This window comes from Pseudohalocynthiibacter aestuariivivens (assembly GCF_018457175.1).
Lineage (GTDB): Bacteria > Pseudomonadota > Alphaproteobacteria > Rhodobacterales > Rhodobacteraceae > Pseudohalocynthiibacter > Pseudohalocynthiibacter aestuariivivens.
Map to the genome: position 1 here is coordinate 424,508 of NZ_JAGFNU010000001.1, position 16,307 is coordinate 440,814.

Consider the following 16,307-nt stretch of genomic DNA (forward strand, 5'->3'; position numbering starts at 1 on the left):
TAAGAGCTTATCCGATCTCATAGGGCAATATCCCACGTTTGTTTGGATCAATCGAAAGCTGCCTTTCGAGTGGTGGGACAGAACGCTGATGACACTTTGCTCTTTCGCAAATACGGCACGAGATACCTATTGGTTCAAAGGCCGTACTTTTGCTGGTGCCAAGATCGTCTGCGTATACCAGCGCGTCAGCATGCTTGACCTCGCAACCAAGCCCTATTGCATATCTGCGAACAGGCGCCTGGAAAGAGCCGCCGGATTTTGACACATCACGCGCCAGGCAAAAATAGCGCACGCCGTCGGGCGTTTCCGCCAGTTGCCTTAAAAAACGCCCCGGTGTTTCAAATGCGCGATGCACGTTCCATAGCGGGCAGGCCCCACCGAAACGTGCAAACTGCAGCCGGGTTGCAGAGTGACGTTTGGTGATTGTGCCAGCTTGATCGACGCGTACAAAGAAGAATGGAACACCTTTTGCGCCCGGTCGCTGCAAAGTTGAAAGCCGATGCGCAATTTGTTCAATCGAGGCGCCGAACTGGTCAGACAAACGTTCAAGATCATGCCGCGTTTCCTGGGCAGCCGTCAGGAATGCAGTGTAGGGAAGCAAAGCTGCGCCGGCGAAATAGTTTGCCAGCCCGATCTTTGCAATCGCACGTGCTGCATCGGTCTGGAACCGGGCAAAGTCCAGCGTCGCTTCCAGTAAATCGTTTTGCGTAAGCAAAGCGAACTGAAGTAACAATTGGAATGTTTGCGTCGACGGGGCAGCGCGTTTTGAAAGAGTCAGACAACGGGCGGCAGGGTCATAGCCGCGCAGTGTCGTTTCATCTGTGAAAAGCGTTTCGATACCAAGATCGCTCAGGGCTTTGATGGCTGTTTGCTGAATGTTCTGATGCATACCTCTTTGTCCGGCGAAATGTTCCGCAGCCCGGTCAACCGCATCAATGTAGTTATCGCAATAATGAAAGAAATCGCGAACTTCTTCCCACGGGCTGGACTGCGCGCGGCTGTCTTCGCGGCCCAGAGCCTCATCAAGCGACGCAAGCCGCTCGTGGCTCTGCCGATAGGCACGGTGCAGGTCAAGAAACGCACGCGCCAGTGCCGGGGCATTTGAGGCTGCGAGCCGCAGATCAGCCAGAGGCGGGGTGCTATCAGCAAAGACCGGATCGGCAAGGGCCTCGCGCATGTCACTGACCATGCGCTCGGCATCGCCAGTCGACAGCTCTGCGACATCAAAGCCAAATTCTTGTGCCAGCGCCAGCACGACACCGGTGCTAACTGGCCGGTTGTTGTTTTCCATCTGGTTGAGATACGGCAGCGAAACGCCCAGTTTTTCAGCGAACTGCTTTTGCGTCAGGCCAAGCCGCGTTCGGGTTTCCCGCAGTTTTACACCGGCATAAAGTTTTTGAATTGCCATTGCATTCCCCTTGGAGTTTGCAAATTAGCACATGACTTTGAAAACTTTGCAACCTGTTTGTGAATTAAAGATCAAGGCCCGCAAGGCGGCGCTCGCGGTAGAGTACAAAAAGCATAGAAAGTACACCTGAAGCTGAACTTAAGAACATAATCCACATGAGTGGAAATGCGCCTGTTTCCGCAGTTAGCATAACGCCAGCAAGTGCTGAAAGCGCGGCGCCGCCGCCAATCATGATCGCACCGCCAAGCCCGGCCGCAGAACCTGCGAGATGTGGGCGCACGGATAACATTCCGGCATTCGCATTGGGCAGTACCATACCGTTACCCAGCCCAACAAATGTCATAGAGCCAAAGAAAAGGATTGGAGAGGAAAGCCCTGCGTAAAACAGTATTAACGCGCCACCTAATCCGGCTGCGGAAAGTGATGCACCCCAGAGAAGCATTCGATTGATGCCGATCCGCACGGACATGCGGCCGGATAAAAAATTGCCAAGAAAGTAACCAACTGCAGGTGCGCCGAAGCTGAAACCAAGCCATATACTTGACAGGCCAAATACCGTTTCACCAACAAAAGGGGCGCCGCCAAGGTAGGCAAAGAATGACCCGGATGTAAAAGCGGCGGTCAGGCAATAACCCCAAAAACGTTGTGAAACCAACAGGTCAGGGTACTGGCGCATCTGCTGCGCCATGCTTGTCGAGCGTTGTGTTGCCGTTTCACCAAGGTCGACCCATACCAACCAGAACAGACCCACACCAAGCAACGCCATCAGCCAGAAGTTAGACTGCCAGCCAAGGTATGTGTCCAGCACACCGCCCACCAGCGGGCTTAGCATCGGGACAAGCGCCATACCCATTGTGACGTAACCAAGCATGGAGGCCGCTTCTTCCATCGGCACCATATCCCGCACAACAGCACGAGACAGAACCATCCCAGTCACAATTGCGGCCTGGGCCATTCTGAACGTCAGAAAAACCTCTACAGTGGGTGCAAAAACGCACCCCACTGAGGCGATGATAAACAAAACCGTTCCCCATAGGATAACGGGGCGCCGACCGTATCGGTCAGAAATTGGTCCAACAACGATTTGCAACGCTGCATTAACAGCCAGATACAATGCGACGGACAGTTGCATCAGCCGATAGTCAGTTTGAAAATACGCTGTCATGTTCGGTAAAGAGGGTAGAAAAACGTTCATCGACAACGCAGAGAGCCCCGCAAGAAGGATCAGTGTTATGATATGGGGTGGAGTAGTGCGGTCGAGAAACCGAACAACGGGCTTTGTTGACATAGTCAATCGTTAGGCGTGAGATTTGGAAATGTCCATAGAGTCTCGTTGCTGGTAGCGCGCCCTGTCAGAGTGGTTTGCAATTATTCAATTTGCGATCATCATTCTTCTAATGGTTTGCAAATATTCCAAACTTTCCTTTTCCCTTTCACGTTTTAACGGTAGGTTCCCAAAAACTCAAAGGAGCCAGCCGCCCATGAAGGATATCCTGCAAGAACTTGAAACACGTCGTAACGTTGCCCGTATGGGTGGCGGTGAAAGACGCATCGCATCGCAGCACAGCAAAGGTAAGCTGACCGCCCGAGAGCGGATCGATTTGCTGCTTGACGAAGATTCGTTCGAAGAATTTGACATGTTTGTTGCGCACCGCTGCACGGATTTTGGAATGGAAAAAGACCGGCCTGCCGGAGACGGTGTTGTTACAGGCTGGGGCACGATCAACGGTCGTATGGTTTATGTGTTCAGTCAGGATTTCACGGTGTTTGGTGGTTCTCTGTCGGAAACCCATGCTTTGAAGATCTGCAAGATCATGGATATGGCGATGCAAAACGGCGCACCCGTTATCGGAATCAATGACAGTGGTGGTGCACGTATTCAGGAAGGTGTTGCTTCACTTGCCGGATATGCCGAGGTTTTTCAGCGCAATATCATGGCATCTGGTGTGGTGCCGCAAATCAGCCTGATCATGGGGCCTTGCGCGGGTGGCGCGGTTTATAGCCCTGCGATGACTGATTTCATTTTTATGGTCAAAGACAGCTCTTATATGTTTGTGACAGGCCCCGACGTTGTGAAGACAGTGACAAACGAGGTTGTTACGGCCGAAGAACTTGGCGGAGCCGGGACACATACCAAAAAATCGTCTGTTGCGGACGGCGCCTTTGAAAATGATGTCGAGGCTCTGGCAGAGGTGCGGCGATTGGTGGATTTCCTACCGCTTAACAACCGAGCAAAGCCACCGATTCGACCTTTCTTTGATGATCCGGGTCGTATTGACGAGAGCCTTGATACGCTGATCCCCGATAATCCGAATTCTCCCTACGACATGAAAGAGCTGATAACAAAGCTCGCCGATGAAGGCGATTTCTACGAAATCCAAGAAGATTTTGCGAAGAATATTGTGACGGGATTCGTGCGGCTAGAGGGATCTTCTGTTGGAATTGTGGCAAATCAGCCAATGGTTCTGGCGGGGTGTCTGGATATTGACAGTTCGCGTAAGGCAGCCCGGTTTGTACGGTTTTGCGACGCATTTGAAATTCCGATCCTGACGTTGGTTGATGTCCCTGGTTTCTTGCCAGGCACATCTCAAGAATATGGCGGTGTTATCAAACATGGTGCGAAATTGCTTTTTGCTTATGGCGAGGCGACCGTCCCAAAAGTTACAGTCATTACACGCAAAGCCTATGGCGGTGCCTATGATGTTATGGCGTCAAAGCATTTGCGAGGTGATTTTAATTATGCATGGCCAACCGCAGAAATTGCAGTGATGGGGGCCAAGGGTGCGACGGAAATTCTGTATCGCAGCGAACTTGGTGATGCAGAAAAAATCGCTGAACGCACGGCAGATTATGAAGACCGGTTTGCTAACCCGTTCGTCGCCGCTGAAAAAGGCTTCATCGACGAAGTGATCATGCCGCACTCGACCCGCAAACGCGTTGCTCGGGCCTTTGCGAGCTTGCGAAACAAGAGCCTGAAAAATCCATGGAAAAAGCACGATAATATTCCGCTTTAGGGTGAGCAGAGGTGAGCACCCCCAAGGCAAAAATCTGGATCACGGGTTGCGTGGTTTTGGTTTCTGCGGCGGCAGCGTTATTTGTCCTGAATTTTGAAGAAACGACCAACCCAGCCCAAATCCCGGCTCCTTCGGGGCAACCGATCACTTTTTACGAGATAATTTGGGGACAGAGAGGACCATCCGGAATGGCAGTACGGTTCAGATTTCTGGCTCCCGAGATTGCACGCGAAGGTGGACGAATCGAATTTGCGCAAGCTGAGGAAGATATGAAATTCCTGTGTGAATCATACGCCCTCCCGCGTATTGCGGAAAATGGGCCCAAGCCGACGCAGATCATAATCTCGTTGTCTGACAGGATTGTCGAATTTGGGTCTGCTGATCCGGCTGCAACCCAGTTTTTTGAGGCATATCGGCCCGAAGATACCACCTGTATCTGGGAGGGTTTCTGATGCAACCACAATATATAGCGTCTCGAGGCGCTTTTAACCCTGAATTTGAGGCTTTCTGGCCACAACCCGCCGACATGGTTCGTGATCAGTGTCTTTTGTTCTGGGGGTGCGCTATTCTACGCACAGGTTGCGCCCAAGCGGCCTGTAACTCGGTATGGGTAGTGTATTCTACCCCAAATAAAATTAGGAGAGATGGATGTCAAAGAGCATCAAGGCCGTTCTGGCTGTTGGACTTATCGCACTGGTTGCTGCGTGTGCTCAGCAAGAAGAAGAAGTTGTTTTTGTTGAAGAGCCAGTTATGGCTGAACCAGTATCCAACAAATACTAATTTAAGACCGGAGTGGGCGCATGCGCCCACTCCACCCTCTCGCTTCAATAAATTTTTAAAGCGACACTTTTTGAAACTCACTGGTTTTTTCAACGCAGGGTTTAAACTGCAGAAACCAAAGCGAAGACAGTTTCAAACAATCATCAAAGCTTTTCGAGTTTCGGTTTATTCTGCAATCAGGCAGCAGCTTGGCTCCGCGGTGCATGCGGGAGTTCACGCATGTTGAAACATCGTGGCTTCCCGGGCCGGCTTGCTGGCACCGACTTCCAGTTCGTTGTGCGCCGCCCAAACAAAAAGGGCGCGACAAAACTAATTGCTCGCGAACGTTATGCAGACCGAAGACCGGCAGACCGCCGCGCGGATGCGGCCTTCATGGCTGCGCTGATCAATCATTTTGGTGATGAACCATTTGAGCGAGGAAATCTGGACAGTGGACGTCTGTCGTGGCTGTTTGGCCGTGAAGTTATCCCGGCTGAAGATCCGTTTGATCCTGAAAGCTACGAGGCTCTTTTAAAGGTCGACGTGCAACGAGCGTCTGCATCATTCCCGGATTTGTTTGATGGGGGTAGCTCGGCGTGAATTTGCCCATGACACCTGACTTTCGGCCAATTTCGGCCAATTTTATGGACTGCAACCCGGAGGGCTATGCAGCCATGCAAATCTTCGGCACATATTCCAACAAGGCAGATGTCCCTACCCTGGCACCTGCCGATGTTAGTCTATACCGTTACCCTTCCCCTTCTCTTCGACCTGATCTTACCCGGATCAGGTCGAAGAAATCTTTTGTGGGCAGGCAGACTTTCGCCGAGAAAGCCACTTGTTCTTTGTCAATTGTTACCTTGAACAAAGCCCCTATATATAGAGTACCAAGAACTTTAAATATCGGAGGCAGAACATCATGCAATTCAAAAGTTTGGCGCTGTTGGCAGCGCTTGTCACGTCCTTATCGGGATGTCTGGATAACGACCTTGAACGCGGTGCGGCGGGCGCCGCGGCGGGCGCGGTCATTGCAGATGTTACGGACGGAAACGTTCTTACAGGTGCAGTCATCGGCGGCGCAGCTGGCGTACTCTGCGACGACGTGGGCGTTTGCGAATAATAAAAACCTACTAAAAGCTTCCGGTGCTAGCCACCGGCGAGTCAATAAATCGAACGCCATCAGAGCAAAGCGCTCTGGTGGCGTTTTTTGTGCTGCATTCGGGGCGGGTCGCCCCACAGATATGAGGGAAAGGGACAGGATATGTTCAAGAAGATCCTGATTGCAAACCGCGGCGAGATCGCCTGTCGGGTCATCAAATCAGCCCGAAAAATGGGCATCAAAACGGTTGCGATTTATTCAGACGCTGACCGGCAGGCGCTACATGTGAAAATGGCTGATGAAGCTGTGCACATTGGTCCTTCGCCCGCCAACCAATCTTACATTGTGATCGACAAGGTTATGGACGCAGTTCGTCAGACGGGCGCTGAAGCGGTGCATCCGGGATATGGCTTTCTGAGTGAAAACTCAAAATTTGCCGAGGCCCTTTCTGCCGCAGGCGTTGCCTTTATAGGACCACCCGTTGGCGCGATCGAGGCGATGGGTGATAAAATCACAAGTAAAAAGCTGGCGCAGGAAGCAAACGTTTCCACCGTTCCCGGTTACATGGGGCTGATCGAAGATGCGGACGAAGCGGTAAAGATTTCGAACGAGGTCGGCTATCCTGTAATGCTCAAGGCCAGTGCTGGCGGCGGTGGTAAAGGCATGCGTATCGCCTGGAATGATGCAGAGGCACGTGAAGGGTTTCAGAGTTCTAAAAACGAAGCTGCAAACAGCTTTGGCGATGATCGGATTTTCATAGAAAAGTTTGTAACGCAGCCTCGGCATATCGAAATACAGGTACTGGCGGATAGCCACGGCAACACCATTTATCTAGGTGAGCGTGAATGTTCGATTCAGCGCCGCAACCAAAAAGTGGTTGAAGAGGCACCAAGCCCCTTCCTAGATGAAGCGACCCGTAAAGCGATGGGTGAGCAGGCCTGTGCGCTTGCAGCAGCAGTTGACTACGCCAGCGCTGGTACTGTTGAGTTTATCGTTGACGGAGACCGGAAGTTTTATTTCCTTGAAATGAATACCCGTTTGCAGGTCGAACACCCTGTTACCGAACTGATTACCGGTGTTGATCTGGTTGAACAGATGATCCGCGTCGCTGCGGGTGAAAAGCTGTCAATCACGCAGGACGATGTAAAGTTAAACGGCTGGGCTGTTGAAAGCCGACTTTATGCAGAAGATCCATATCGTGGGTTCCTGCCGTCAATTGGCCGTTTGTCACGCTACCGTCCACCTGCAGAGCTTGCGACTGAAGATCATGCTGTTCGTAATGATACCGGTGTCTTTGAAGGTGGCGAGATCAGCATGTTCTACGACCCGATGATAGCGAAACTCTGCACGTGGGCGCCAACCCGTGCAGATGCAATTGAAGGGATGCGCAATGCATTAGATGGTTTTGAGGTGGAAGGTATTGGTCATAACCTGCCGTTTCTGAGCGCGGTTATGGATCATCCAAAATTTATTTCCGGGGAAATGACGACAGCCTTTATCGAGGAGGAGTTTCCTGATGGTTTTAACGGGGTAACGCTTGATACTGATGCGTTGAAACGCATTGCGGCTTCTGCCGCTGCGATGCACAGGGTTGCGGAAATTCGCCGCACGCGTGTCTCTGGCCGGATGGACAACCACGAACGCAAAGTCGGAAGCGAATGGGTGGTAAGCCTTCAGGGTGAAAACTATCCAGTAACGATTGAAGCAGATCACCAAGGGTCTACTGTTCATTTTGATGACGGGCGTACCCATCGTGTTACCTCGGACTGGACCCCAGGTGACAGCCTTGCAGAGCTTAGCGTCGATGGCTCGCCGCTGGTTCTTAAGGCTGGCAAGATTTCCGGCGGGTTTCGTGTTCGCAGCAGAGGTGCTGACCTGAAAGTTCATGTGCGCACCCCGCGTCAGGCCGAACTGGCATCGCGGATGCTTGAAAAAACGCCGCCAGACACTTCAAAAATGTTGCTGTGTCCTATGCCCGGGCTGATCATCAACATTGCAGTTGAAGTGGGCGACGAGGTGCAGGAAGGTCAGACACTTTGCGCGGTTGAGGCGATGAAAATGGAGAATATTCTTCGCGCCGAAAAGAAATCTGTGGTGACAAAGATTAATGCAAGCGCGGGTGACAGCCTTGCTGTGGATGATGTGATCATGGAGTTTGAATAAGCAGGATGGAACAAACCTCGCAGGCATCTTACCGGATTCCAAGCCTTGCTATTTTGTCGGCGCTCGCAATTTTTGCGGCGCTGCAAGCTCTGGCTTATGTAATTGCCGGTGGTGTCTTCGAGTATCCGTTGGATGACGTCTATATCCACCTTGCGATGGCAGAACAGATCGGGGCAGGGGGATATGGTGTGAACGCAGGGGAATATAGCTCTGCTGCGTCGTCCCCTCTATATCCTTTGCTGCTCTTGCCCTTTGCTGGTGAGGAGGCGCAGCGATTTGTCCCGCTCATCGTGAATGCAGCTGGTCTAATACTGATGGCATGGCTTTGGGGGCTGATTTTGGTTCAGGCAGGGTATGATCAGGGTCGAAAGCGGTTTTACGGAATTGTGTTTGCGTGTCTCGGCCCACTTGCGCTCAATATGGCGGGGTTGGCTTTTGTAGGGATGGAGCACGCGTTTCATGCCGCAGCGAGTCTTGCGATAATTTACGGCCTGTTGCGCATGATTGACGAAGGGCACGTTGCCTGGTTTCTGATCGCAGGACTGTTTTTTGCACCTTTGTTTCGGCTGGAAGGTCTGGCTCTGAGCTTGGTGGCAACCGGTCTGATCTTTGCCGCTGGACACTACCGTACAGCTTTGACCGCGCTTTTTCTTGCTGTGGTGCCGCTCATCTGTTTTTCAATATTTCTGATGACCCTTGGGCTAAGCCCGTTACCCAATTCAGTTCTGACAAAGTTGGGGGGTAACAGTCTCGGCCATTTGGATTGGACAACACGGTTCTTTCACACAATTGCCAAGAACATGGCCACTGCCCCCGGTCGATTGTTGGCGTTTGAGGTTGTCGTTGCCTTCGGGTTTGTTTTGATCCCCGGCTTGCTGAAAAATCCACTGCACAGGGCATTTGCGCTTGCAATTGCGCTTGCGGGTTTGGCGCATCTCTGCTTTGGCCAAGTCGGTTGGCTGCACAGATATGAACCTTATGTGCTGATTGCGCTTATGGCCGGTTTGCTTGCGCTGATTCCGAGGGCGTCATCGGTTCTGTGTGCTGTACCTGTTGCCTTGGCTTTGATGATATCAGCAATGTTTTATGTTCCAAAGCTGTTGACTGATCTCGCGCCTAATCCGCGTGCGATTCATGCACAGCAACAGCAGATGTCGCGATTCGCTAAAGACTATTGGCAGGCCCCGGTCGCAGTAAACGATCTGGGCTGGGTTGCATGGCGCAATCCTAACTATGTCCTCGATCTCTGGGGACTAGCCTCTGACGAAGCACGGGAGCTTCGTTTGTCCGAAAATATTGCTCCGGGATGGGCAGGTGCCCTGACAGATCGCCACGGTGTTGAGCTTGCTATGGTCTACGAAAGTTGGCTGGAGGATGCGGTTGGCGAAGACTGGGTCAAATTGGGCATTCTGCATGCCTTCGTGGGTTTTGCGACGGTTGGTGGCTACGATATCACCTTCTATGCAACCACCCAGGATGCCGCCGAACGGCTTGTTCCGCTCCTTAAATCGTTCTCTGAAACCTTGCCAGAGCCGGTCCATTTCGAATTTGAGCCTGATGTCGGATGAAACAGGGCGCGATATACATAAGCAATGCCCCCTACTGGTTCTCTGATGAACCGGCGGCGCGCCTGTCGCGTATTTCTTGCTGGCGTTCCGGGGTCTTGTCGATCACCCGGGTGAGCTCTCGTACATGCCAGGGAAAGGGTTTGCGCAGCTTAACACCGCCATCCTTGTCGATCAGTACCAACATGAAACCACGCGGCCGAAGCGCAGTACGCCATTCGGACATCGCTGCCGGGTCAGTATCGACAATGACAACAATATCGCGGTCAACCAGTTCTGCCAGTTCGGCCTTAAGAAGCGCCAACTGGCGAATGAATCGCGGATCAGCGGACGAATCTGCAAATACGACCACAGGGCGCGCAACCCAGAGATACTGCGCCAAAGTAACTTCTGACGCTTGTGTCGGGCTGAATTCGGTTTCAGGTGGCGGTGGGGTGTCTGCAAATGCACCTGTCGCAACGAGTAACGCAATTAAACTAGCAAGGATGAATTTCATCTGGACTCCTGTCTTACGAGATATAAGCGCAATTTCAGTCGTTTCGAAGGGGCAAGTCGCTCTTTTTCAGGAAAAAAATCATGATGCACGTTTGGGCAAGTGTTTCACCGATACCCGCCACAACCTGACGGTGGAGGTTGCAAGGCTATTCTATACACTGAATTGCGTCACCGAGGTGCGCCGACAGTTTGCAAAAACACCTGATTCAAAAGCGAAAGCAGGAAGGTCAGGAGAGAATTTATCTGTGATGCGAGAAAGCACCCCGCAGCTGCATTGAAAAGAGGAAATTGTGATGACCAAAAAAAATGAATGGGCTGAGCTTGCCGCGAAAGAGTTGCGCGCAAGATCTGTTGATGACCTGACATGGCATACATTGGAAGGGATCGACGTTAAGCCGGTCTACACCGAAGAAGACCTCGCAAACGTAGACCACTTGGGAACTATTCCGGGTGCTGTTCCATTTACCCGCGGTGTAAAAGCAACGATGTATGCAGGTCGCCCCTGGACCATTCGTCAGTATGCCGGGTTTTCAACAGCCGAAGAGTCCAATGCATTTTACCGCCGTGGCCTCGCGGCAGGTCAACAGGGTGTTTCGGTCGCTTTTGATCTGGCGACACACCGTGGCTATGACAGTGATCATCCGCGCGTTGTCGGAGATGTCGGTAAAGCAGGTGTCGCGATTGATAGCGTTGAGGATATGAAAATCCTTTTTGACGGCATACCGCTCGACAAAGTTTCGGTTTCGATGACGATGAACGGGTCCGTGATCCCGATCCTTGCGAGTTTCATTGTGACAGGTGAAGAGCAGGGTGTAGACCGCGCACTTTTGTCTGGCACAATTCAGAACGATATCCTGAAAGAATTCATGGTGCGTAATACTTACGTTTATCCGCCGGAACCGTCGATGCGGATCATTGCGGATATTATCGAATACACCGCTGCAGAGATGCCGAAATTCAACTCGATCTCGATCTCGGGTTATCACATGCAGGAGGCGGGCGCGAACCTTGTGCAGGAACTGGCTTATACGCTGGCGGACGGTCGGGAATATGTACGTGCGGCGATAGAGCGGGGCATGGACGTTGACGCCTTTGCAGGTCGGCTCAGTTTTTTCTTCGCGATTGGAATGAATTTTTTCATGGAGGCGTCAAAGCTACGCGCTGCGCGATTGCTCTGGCATCGTGTGATGAGCGAGTTCAATCCGAAAAATGAACGCTCGATGATGTTGCGGACCCATTGTCAGACATCGGGTGTCAGTTTGCAGGCACAAGACCCATACAACAACGTTGTGCGTACGGCTTACGAGGCCATGGCAGCGGCGCTGGGCGGTACACAAAGTCTGCACACGAATGCACTGGACGAGGCGATTGCCCTGCCCACAGATTTTTCCGCAAGGATTGCCCGCAACACGCAGCTTATTTTGCAAGAAGAAACCGGCATCACCAATGTCGTCGACCCATTGGCTGGCAGCTACTATGTTGAAAGCCTGACAGCCGAATTGGTCGATAAAGCCTGGGCCTTGATGGACGAGGTTGAAGAAATGGGCGGCATGACAAAAGCTGTCAATACGGGCATGCCGAAGTTGCGGATCGAAGAAAGCGCAGCCCGTCGTCAGGCGATGATCGACCGGGGTGAAGAAGTGATCGTTGGTGTAAACAAGTACCGTCTGGCAGAGGAAGACCCGATAGATATTCTGGATATCGACAACAACGCAGTTCGGGAAAGCCAGATTGCCCGCTTGGAACAAATGCGCTTAACACGTGATCAAGCCGCTTGTGATGCCGCATTAGCAGAACTTACCCGCCGTGCCGCCGAAGGTGGCAATTTGCTTGATGGGGCCATTGACGCGGCGCGCGCCCGCGCCTCTGTAGGAGAAATCAGTATGGCTATGGAAAAAATTTTCGGTCGTCACCGGGCCGAAGTTAAGATGCTTTCAGGCGTCTATGGTGCCGCTTACGCAGGGGATGAAGGCTTTGCCGCAATCCAGAAATCCGTCGAGGATTTTGCCGAAGAAGAAGGCCGCCGTCCACGAATGTTGGTGGTCAAGATGGGGCAGGACGGTCATGACCGTGGCGCCAAGGTGATAGCCACAGCCTTTGCTGATATCGGCTTTGACGTCGATGTCGGCCCGCTGTTTCAAACTCCGGAAGAAGCCGCGCAGGATGCCGTTGACAATGACGTGCATATTGTTGGCATCAGTTCTCAGGCTGCAGGCCACAAGACGCTCGCCCCAAAACTGGTAGGAGCGCTGAAGGCGGCAGGTGCTGAAGAAATAATCGTTATCTGTGGCGGCGTCATTCCGCAGCAGGATTATGATTTTCTCTACAAGGCCGGTGTCAAAGCGATTTTCGGACCTGGCACAAATATTCCTGACGCAGCAGAAGATATTTTGCGTTTGATCCGCGAGGCAAAAGCAGAAGTTGCGTAAACATGCGAAAGCCAGAAGCAAAAGCCCACGCGAATTCACGTGGGCTTTTGCTTTTGCGAGCAGCATAGCCAGTTACGCTTGCAGCGCTTCGCAATCTGGCTAGTCTCACCCAAAAGAACGAGGGTGACTATGCTTATTTTAGACCATCTGGCTGTCGCGGCTGAGGATCTGGCGACCGGTGTCGCATATGTAGAAAGTGCGCTGGGCGTCAAGATGTCGGCGGGTGGTGAGCATCCGTTGATGGGGACGCACAACCGGTTGTTAGGTCTGGCTGACGGGCTTTATCTGGAAGTCATCACCATAAACCCTGCTGCACCAGAATCGCCACATCCAAGATGGTTCGATCTTGACAATTTCCGCGGGACACCGCGGCTAACAAATTGGGTTGTTCGTACAGATAACATTAACACTGCCGTAACACATTCACCCGAAGGTGTCGGCATACCTATGGCGTTGAACCGCGGTGATTTACGCTGGAAAATGGCGGTTCCTGAGAATGGCAAGCTACCTTTTGGCGGGGCATTCCCTGCATTAATTGAGTGGGAGGGTGATGCTCATCCAGCCGCTCGATTGCCGCAATCTGGATGTCGCTTGTGCAAGTTTGAGATTTTTCACCCGAAAGCTATTGAACTACGTGCTGTTATGGGCGGGTTGTTTGAAGATGACCGCGTTTCAATAGAAGAAGCTTCTAAAATCTCCTTTCGGGCAGAGTTTGAAACTCCAGACGGTGTACGGGTATTGAAATGATCATTCGGCCTGCAAAAAAAGCTGATGCTGCTGCCGTCGCGGATATCTGGAACCCAGCGATCCGCGATAGTCTGGCGACATTCAACTGCGTTGAAAAATCATTTCATGAAATTGAGAGGATGATTGAACAGAAGGATGCTGCTGGTCATGGTTTTTTTGTTGCGGAAGAAAACGAAAGTCAGCTTGGTTTTGCATACTATGGTCAGTTTCGCGGCGGTATTGGATACGCACATACAATGGAAAATACGATCTACCTTGCACCAGAGACCAAGGGGCGAGGGGTTGGTCGAAAGCTGATGAATGCTCTAGAGAACCATGCACAAGGCGCAGGCGCACATTCGATGTTTGCGGGTGTTTGCGCTGAAAATCTGGCGGGTCTCGCCTTTCACGAGGCGGTTGGGTACACAGAAGTTGCCCGACTAAATGAAGTTGGGCGGAAATTTAACCAATGGCTTGATTTAGTCTTGTTACAAAAACGGATCTAATCTTTCACTGACAGGTTTCAACTCCCGCTCTAAGGTGCGTGTATGTCTATTTGGTCTCGTATTGGAGATGCTCTTTCTGCTCTTGCTACAGGTGAAAGCCTGAGCGAAGTCTTTGACCGGCTTCGAACACCGCCTGAGAAATCCGTTGGTTTTACGATTGCAGTGATCGCGCTTGGCGCAAAAATGGCGAAGGCGGACGGTCGCGTGACCCGCGATGAGGTCACTGCGTTTCGTGAAGTGTTCAATATTGCGCCAGAAGACGAAGCAAACGCAGCACGCGTTTTTAACATGGCACGTCAGGACGTTGCAGGATTTGAGGAATATGCTGCCCGAATTGGCAAGATGTTTGGCACCGACGATCAAACATTGTGTTTTCTTCTGGAAGGCTTGTTTCATATCGCGATGGCGGATGGTGAGTATCATCCCAAGGAAGACGATTTTCTGCAGCGTGTGTCGGATATTCTGGGGATGAACGAATTGCAGTTTCGCAGTCTGCGCACGCGGTTCGTGCGAGATTCTGACCCGAATCCCTATGAGGTTTTGGGGGTCACGCCTGAAATGGCTCTGGAGGAAATACGCCGTGTCTGGCGACAGTTGGTGCGGGACACGCATCCCGACCATGTTATCGCACGAGGCGTGCCGAAGGAGGCCGTGAAATTGGCAGAAGGCCGTATGGTCGCCATAAATCGCGCCTGGGAAGAAATACAAGAGGTGCACCCCTAATGCGTATTGCGACCTACAACGTCGAATGGTTCAATTCATTGTTCGACAGACGTGGTCGTCTGATGGAAGACCAGAAATGGTCCGGCCGCCACAACGTCACACGACGCGATCAGCTTGAAGCATTGGCAATTGTTTTTATAGCGATGGATGTAGATGCCGTGATGGTGATCGAGGCGCCGGACAGCAGTAAAAGGCGAGACGGTGAAGTCGCGCTGGAGACATTCGCGGAACGTTTTGGGTTGCGTACCAATAAGGCGGTGATCGGATTTACCAATGACACGCAGCAGGAAATTGCGCTGCTCTATGATCCAAAAAAACTGAACGCGACGCATGACCCACTAGGTGCGCTCACGGGTAGCCCGGCAGGAGGGCCTTCTGCATCGGGAGACGTGACCGGGTCTCCGCGATTTGACGGTGAGTTCAAACTTGATTTGGATATTGATGCCGCGCCTGAGAAGGTATCTTTTTCCAAGCCCCCGCTGGAGTTAGCTGTCACAACGTCTGAGGGCGCGGCGCTCAGAATGATTGGGGTGCATGTCAAATCCAAAGCCCCACATGGCGCAAGAAACCCTGACGAGGTGATGCGCATTTCGATCGCCAACCGCCGTAAGCAGGCCGCGCAATGTATATGGCTGCGTGAACGGGTGGTTGAACACTTAAAGGCTGGTGAGAACCTGATGGTCCTTGGTGACTTTAACGACGGTCCTGGTCTGGACGAATACGAGAAACTGTTTGGTCGCTCAGGCGTGGAAATCGTGTTGGGTGAAGAGGGTGAGGATTGTCTCTTTGATCCCCATGCGCGTATGGTTTTGGGCCAGAGAGTTGGTGCAATGCCATCCACGTCACGGTTCTATCTACAAAACGAGGGGCGGTATCTGTCTGCGTTGCTGGACTATATTATGGTGTCCCCTGGTTTGCGGGCAAAATCGCCGGTTTGGCGAATCTGGCACCCGTTTGACGATCAGGTTTGTTATCAGACACCCGAACTGCGTGAAGCATTGTTAACTGCGTCAGATCATTTTCCGGTCACCATCGATATTGAGCTCTGAACTTTAAATTCAGCGAAACTTGGCCTATGTTAAGGACATGAAACATATTGCAGCCTTAGCGCTTGTCGCGTCAATTTCTGTAACTCCAGTCTATTCCCAGGACAACGATGTCGAGGAAGGGTTCAGCCTCATGGAGGAGGGTGCGAAGATTTTACTACGCAGTCTTTTGCAGGAAATGGAACCGGCGATAAAAGATTTGCACGGGTTCGCTCAGGAAATGGCCCCAGTGATGCGTGAATTGCAGGGGATGATCGGTGACTTTGGGCTTTATCATTTGCCAGAGATTTTACCCAACGGTGATATTATCATCCGAAGGAAAACACCTGAGGAAATTGCAGAACCGAAAGGCGATGATGTTGAAATTTAAAGAA

At 51.9% G+C, this 16,307-nt stretch carries 16 protein-coding genes; 13 read left to right on the forward strand and 3 right to left on the reverse strand.

Annotated features, from left to right (window positions below):
- Nucleotides 1-7: 7 nt before the first annotated feature.
- Entirely contained in the window at nt 8-1,408 is a 1,401-nt protein-coding gene (locus J4E70_RS02165; protein ID WP_213887411.1) for a helix-turn-helix domain-containing protein, read from the reverse strand.
- Nucleotides 1,409-1,472: 64 nt separating this feature from the next.
- A complete protein-coding gene (locus J4E70_RS02170) occupies nt 1,473-2,696 on the reverse strand; it encodes a multidrug effflux MFS transporter (protein WP_213887412.1) in 1,224 nt (407 codons plus the stop codon).
- Nucleotides 2,697-2,889: 193 nt separating this feature from the next.
- Between J4E70_RS02170 and J4E70_RS02175 the strand changes: the two genes are divergently transcribed.
- The 7 genes from J4E70_RS02175 (at nt 2,890) to J4E70_RS02200 (ending at nt 10,011) form a co-directional block, all read left to right on the forward strand.
- Nucleotides 2,890-4,422 carry an acyl-CoA carboxylase subunit beta gene (locus tag J4E70_RS02175; RefSeq protein ID WP_213887413.1) on the forward strand — a complete coding sequence of 511 codons (1,533 nt, stop codon included), beginning with the start codon at nt 2,890-2,892 and terminating at the stop codon, nt 4,420-4,422.
- A gap of 11 nt (nt 4,423-4,433) precedes the next feature.
- Nucleotides 4,434-4,874 (forward strand): DUF6497 family protein, encoded by a 441-nt coding sequence (locus J4E70_RS02180; RefSeq protein ID WP_247076978.1) that lies wholly within the window; start codon nt 4,434-4,436, stop codon nt 4,872-4,874.
- 196 nt (nt 4,875-5,070) lie between these two features.
- Nucleotides 5,071-5,202 carry a hypothetical protein gene (locus J4E70_RS19495; protein ID WP_281414275.1) on the forward strand — a complete coding sequence of 44 codons (132 nt, stop codon included), beginning with the start codon at nt 5,071-5,073 and terminating at the stop codon, nt 5,200-5,202.
- A 219-nt stretch (nt 5,203-5,421) separates the two neighbouring features.
- Nucleotides 5,422-5,781 carry a hypothetical protein gene (locus J4E70_RS02185; RefSeq protein ID WP_213887414.1) on the forward strand — a complete coding sequence of 120 codons (360 nt, stop codon included), beginning with the start codon at nt 5,422-5,424 and terminating at the stop codon, nt 5,779-5,781.
- 319 nt (nt 5,782-6,100) lie between these two features.
- Nucleotides 6,101-6,301, forward strand: a complete 201-nt coding sequence (locus J4E70_RS02190) for a hypothetical protein (protein WP_213887415.1) — start codon at nt 6,101-6,103, stop codon at nt 6,299-6,301.
- Between the two features lie 141 nt (nt 6,302-6,442).
- Nucleotides 6,443-8,443 (forward strand): acetyl-CoA carboxylase biotin carboxylase subunit, encoded by a 2,001-nt coding sequence (locus J4E70_RS02195; RefSeq protein ID WP_213887416.1) that lies wholly within the window; start codon nt 6,443-6,445, stop codon nt 8,441-8,443.
- Nucleotides 8,444-8,448: 5 nt separating this feature from the next.
- Nucleotides 8,449-10,011, forward strand: coding sequence for a hypothetical protein (locus J4E70_RS02200; RefSeq protein ID WP_213887417.1), 1,563 nt, complete (start codon nt 8,449-8,451; stop codon nt 10,009-10,011).
- Nucleotides 10,012-10,042: 31 nt separating this feature from the next.
- Here J4E70_RS02200 and J4E70_RS02205 read toward each other — a convergent pair whose 3' ends face one another.
- A complete protein-coding gene (locus tag J4E70_RS02205; protein WP_213887418.1) occupies nt 10,043-10,504 on the reverse strand; it encodes a DUF4174 domain-containing protein in 462 nt (153 codons plus the stop codon).
- A 292-nt stretch (nt 10,505-10,796) separates the two neighbouring features.
- On the opposite strand from J4E70_RS02205, the gene scpA reads away from it, so the two are divergent.
- From scpA to J4E70_RS02235, 6 genes are all read left to right on the forward strand, one after another.
- Nucleotides 10,797-12,932, forward strand: a complete 2,136-nt coding sequence (gene scpA, locus J4E70_RS02210) for a methylmalonyl-CoA mutase (protein ID WP_213887419.1) — start codon at nt 10,797-10,799, stop codon at nt 12,930-12,932.
- A gap of 129 nt (nt 12,933-13,061) precedes the next feature.
- The gene (locus J4E70_RS02215) at nt 13,062-13,679 is read left to right on the forward strand and encodes a VOC family protein (RefSeq protein ID WP_213887420.1); all 618 of its coding nucleotides are present in this window, start codon (nt 13,062-13,064) and stop codon (nt 13,677-13,679) included.
- Nucleotides 13,679-14,164, forward strand: coding sequence for a GNAT family N-acetyltransferase (locus J4E70_RS02220; protein ID WP_213887766.1), 486 nt, complete (start codon nt 13,679-13,681; stop codon nt 14,162-14,164). The genes J4E70_RS02215 and J4E70_RS02220 overlap by 1 nt, the downstream gene beginning before the upstream one ends.
- 42 nt (nt 14,165-14,206) lie before the next feature.
- On the forward strand, nt 14,207-14,887 hold the full coding sequence (locus tag J4E70_RS02225; protein WP_213887421.1) for a molecular chaperone DjiA: 681 nt from the start codon (nt 14,207-14,209) through the stop codon (nt 14,885-14,887).
- Complete coding sequence (locus J4E70_RS02230) at nt 14,887-15,936, forward strand: endonuclease/exonuclease/phosphatase family protein (protein ID WP_213887422.1); 1,050 nt, start codon at nt 14,887-14,889, stop codon at nt 15,934-15,936. The genes J4E70_RS02225 and J4E70_RS02230 overlap by 1 nt, the downstream gene beginning before the upstream one ends.
- A gap of 37 nt (nt 15,937-15,973) precedes the next feature.
- Entirely contained in the window at nt 15,974-16,303 is a 330-nt protein-coding gene (locus J4E70_RS02235) for a hypothetical protein (protein WP_213887423.1), read from the forward strand.
- The last annotated feature ends 4 nt before the right edge of the window (nt 16,304-16,307 follow it).

What these genes read in the sequence shown, in the direction of transcription:
- J4E70_RS02230 (WP_213887422.1), top strand. Translation starts at nt 14,887, where the DNA reads ATGCGTATTGCGACCTACAACGTCGAATGGTTCAATTCATTGTTCGAC.
- J4E70_RS02185 (WP_213887414.1), top strand. Translation starts at nt 5,422, where the DNA reads ATGTTGAAACATCGTGGCTTCCCGGGCCGGCTTGCTGGCACCGACTTC.
- J4E70_RS02165 (WP_213887411.1), bottom strand. Translation starts at nt 1,408, where the DNA reads ATGGCAATTCAAAAACTTTATGCCGGTGTAAAACTGCGGGAAACCCGA.
- J4E70_RS02200 (WP_213887417.1), top strand. Translation starts at nt 8,449, where the DNA reads ATGGAACAAACCTCGCAGGCATCTTACCGGATTCCAAGCCTTGCTATT.
- J4E70_RS02215 (WP_213887420.1), top strand. Translation starts at nt 13,062, where the DNA reads ATGCTTATTTTAGACCATCTGGCTGTCGCGGCTGAGGATCTGGCGACC.
- J4E70_RS19495 (WP_281414275.1), top strand. Translation starts at nt 5,071, where the DNA reads ATGTCAAAGAGCATCAAGGCCGTTCTGGCTGTTGGACTTATCGCACTG.
- scpA (WP_213887419.1), top strand. Translation starts at nt 10,797, where the DNA reads ATGACCAAAAAAAATGAATGGGCTGAGCTTGCCGCGAAAGAGTTGCGC.
- J4E70_RS02195 (WP_213887416.1), top strand. Translation starts at nt 6,443, where the DNA reads ATGTTCAAGAAGATCCTGATTGCAAACCGCGGCGAGATCGCCTGTCGG.
- J4E70_RS02170 (WP_213887412.1), bottom strand. Translation starts at nt 2,696, where the DNA reads ATGTCAACAAAGCCCGTTGTTCGGTTTCTCGACCGCACTACTCCACCC.
- J4E70_RS02190 (WP_213887415.1), top strand. Translation starts at nt 6,101, where the DNA reads ATGCAATTCAAAAGTTTGGCGCTGTTGGCAGCGCTTGTCACGTCCTTA.
- J4E70_RS02225 (WP_213887421.1), top strand. Translation starts at nt 14,207, where the DNA reads ATGTCTATTTGGTCTCGTATTGGAGATGCTCTTTCTGCTCTTGCTACA.
- J4E70_RS02175 (WP_213887413.1), top strand. Translation starts at nt 2,890, where the DNA reads ATGAAGGATATCCTGCAAGAACTTGAAACACGTCGTAACGTTGCCCGT.
- J4E70_RS02235 (WP_213887423.1), top strand. Translation starts at nt 15,974, where the DNA reads ATGAAACATATTGCAGCCTTAGCGCTTGTCGCGTCAATTTCTGTAACT.
- J4E70_RS02205 (WP_213887418.1), bottom strand. Translation starts at nt 10,504, where the DNA reads ATGAAATTCATCCTTGCTAGTTTAATTGCGTTACTCGTTGCGACAGGT.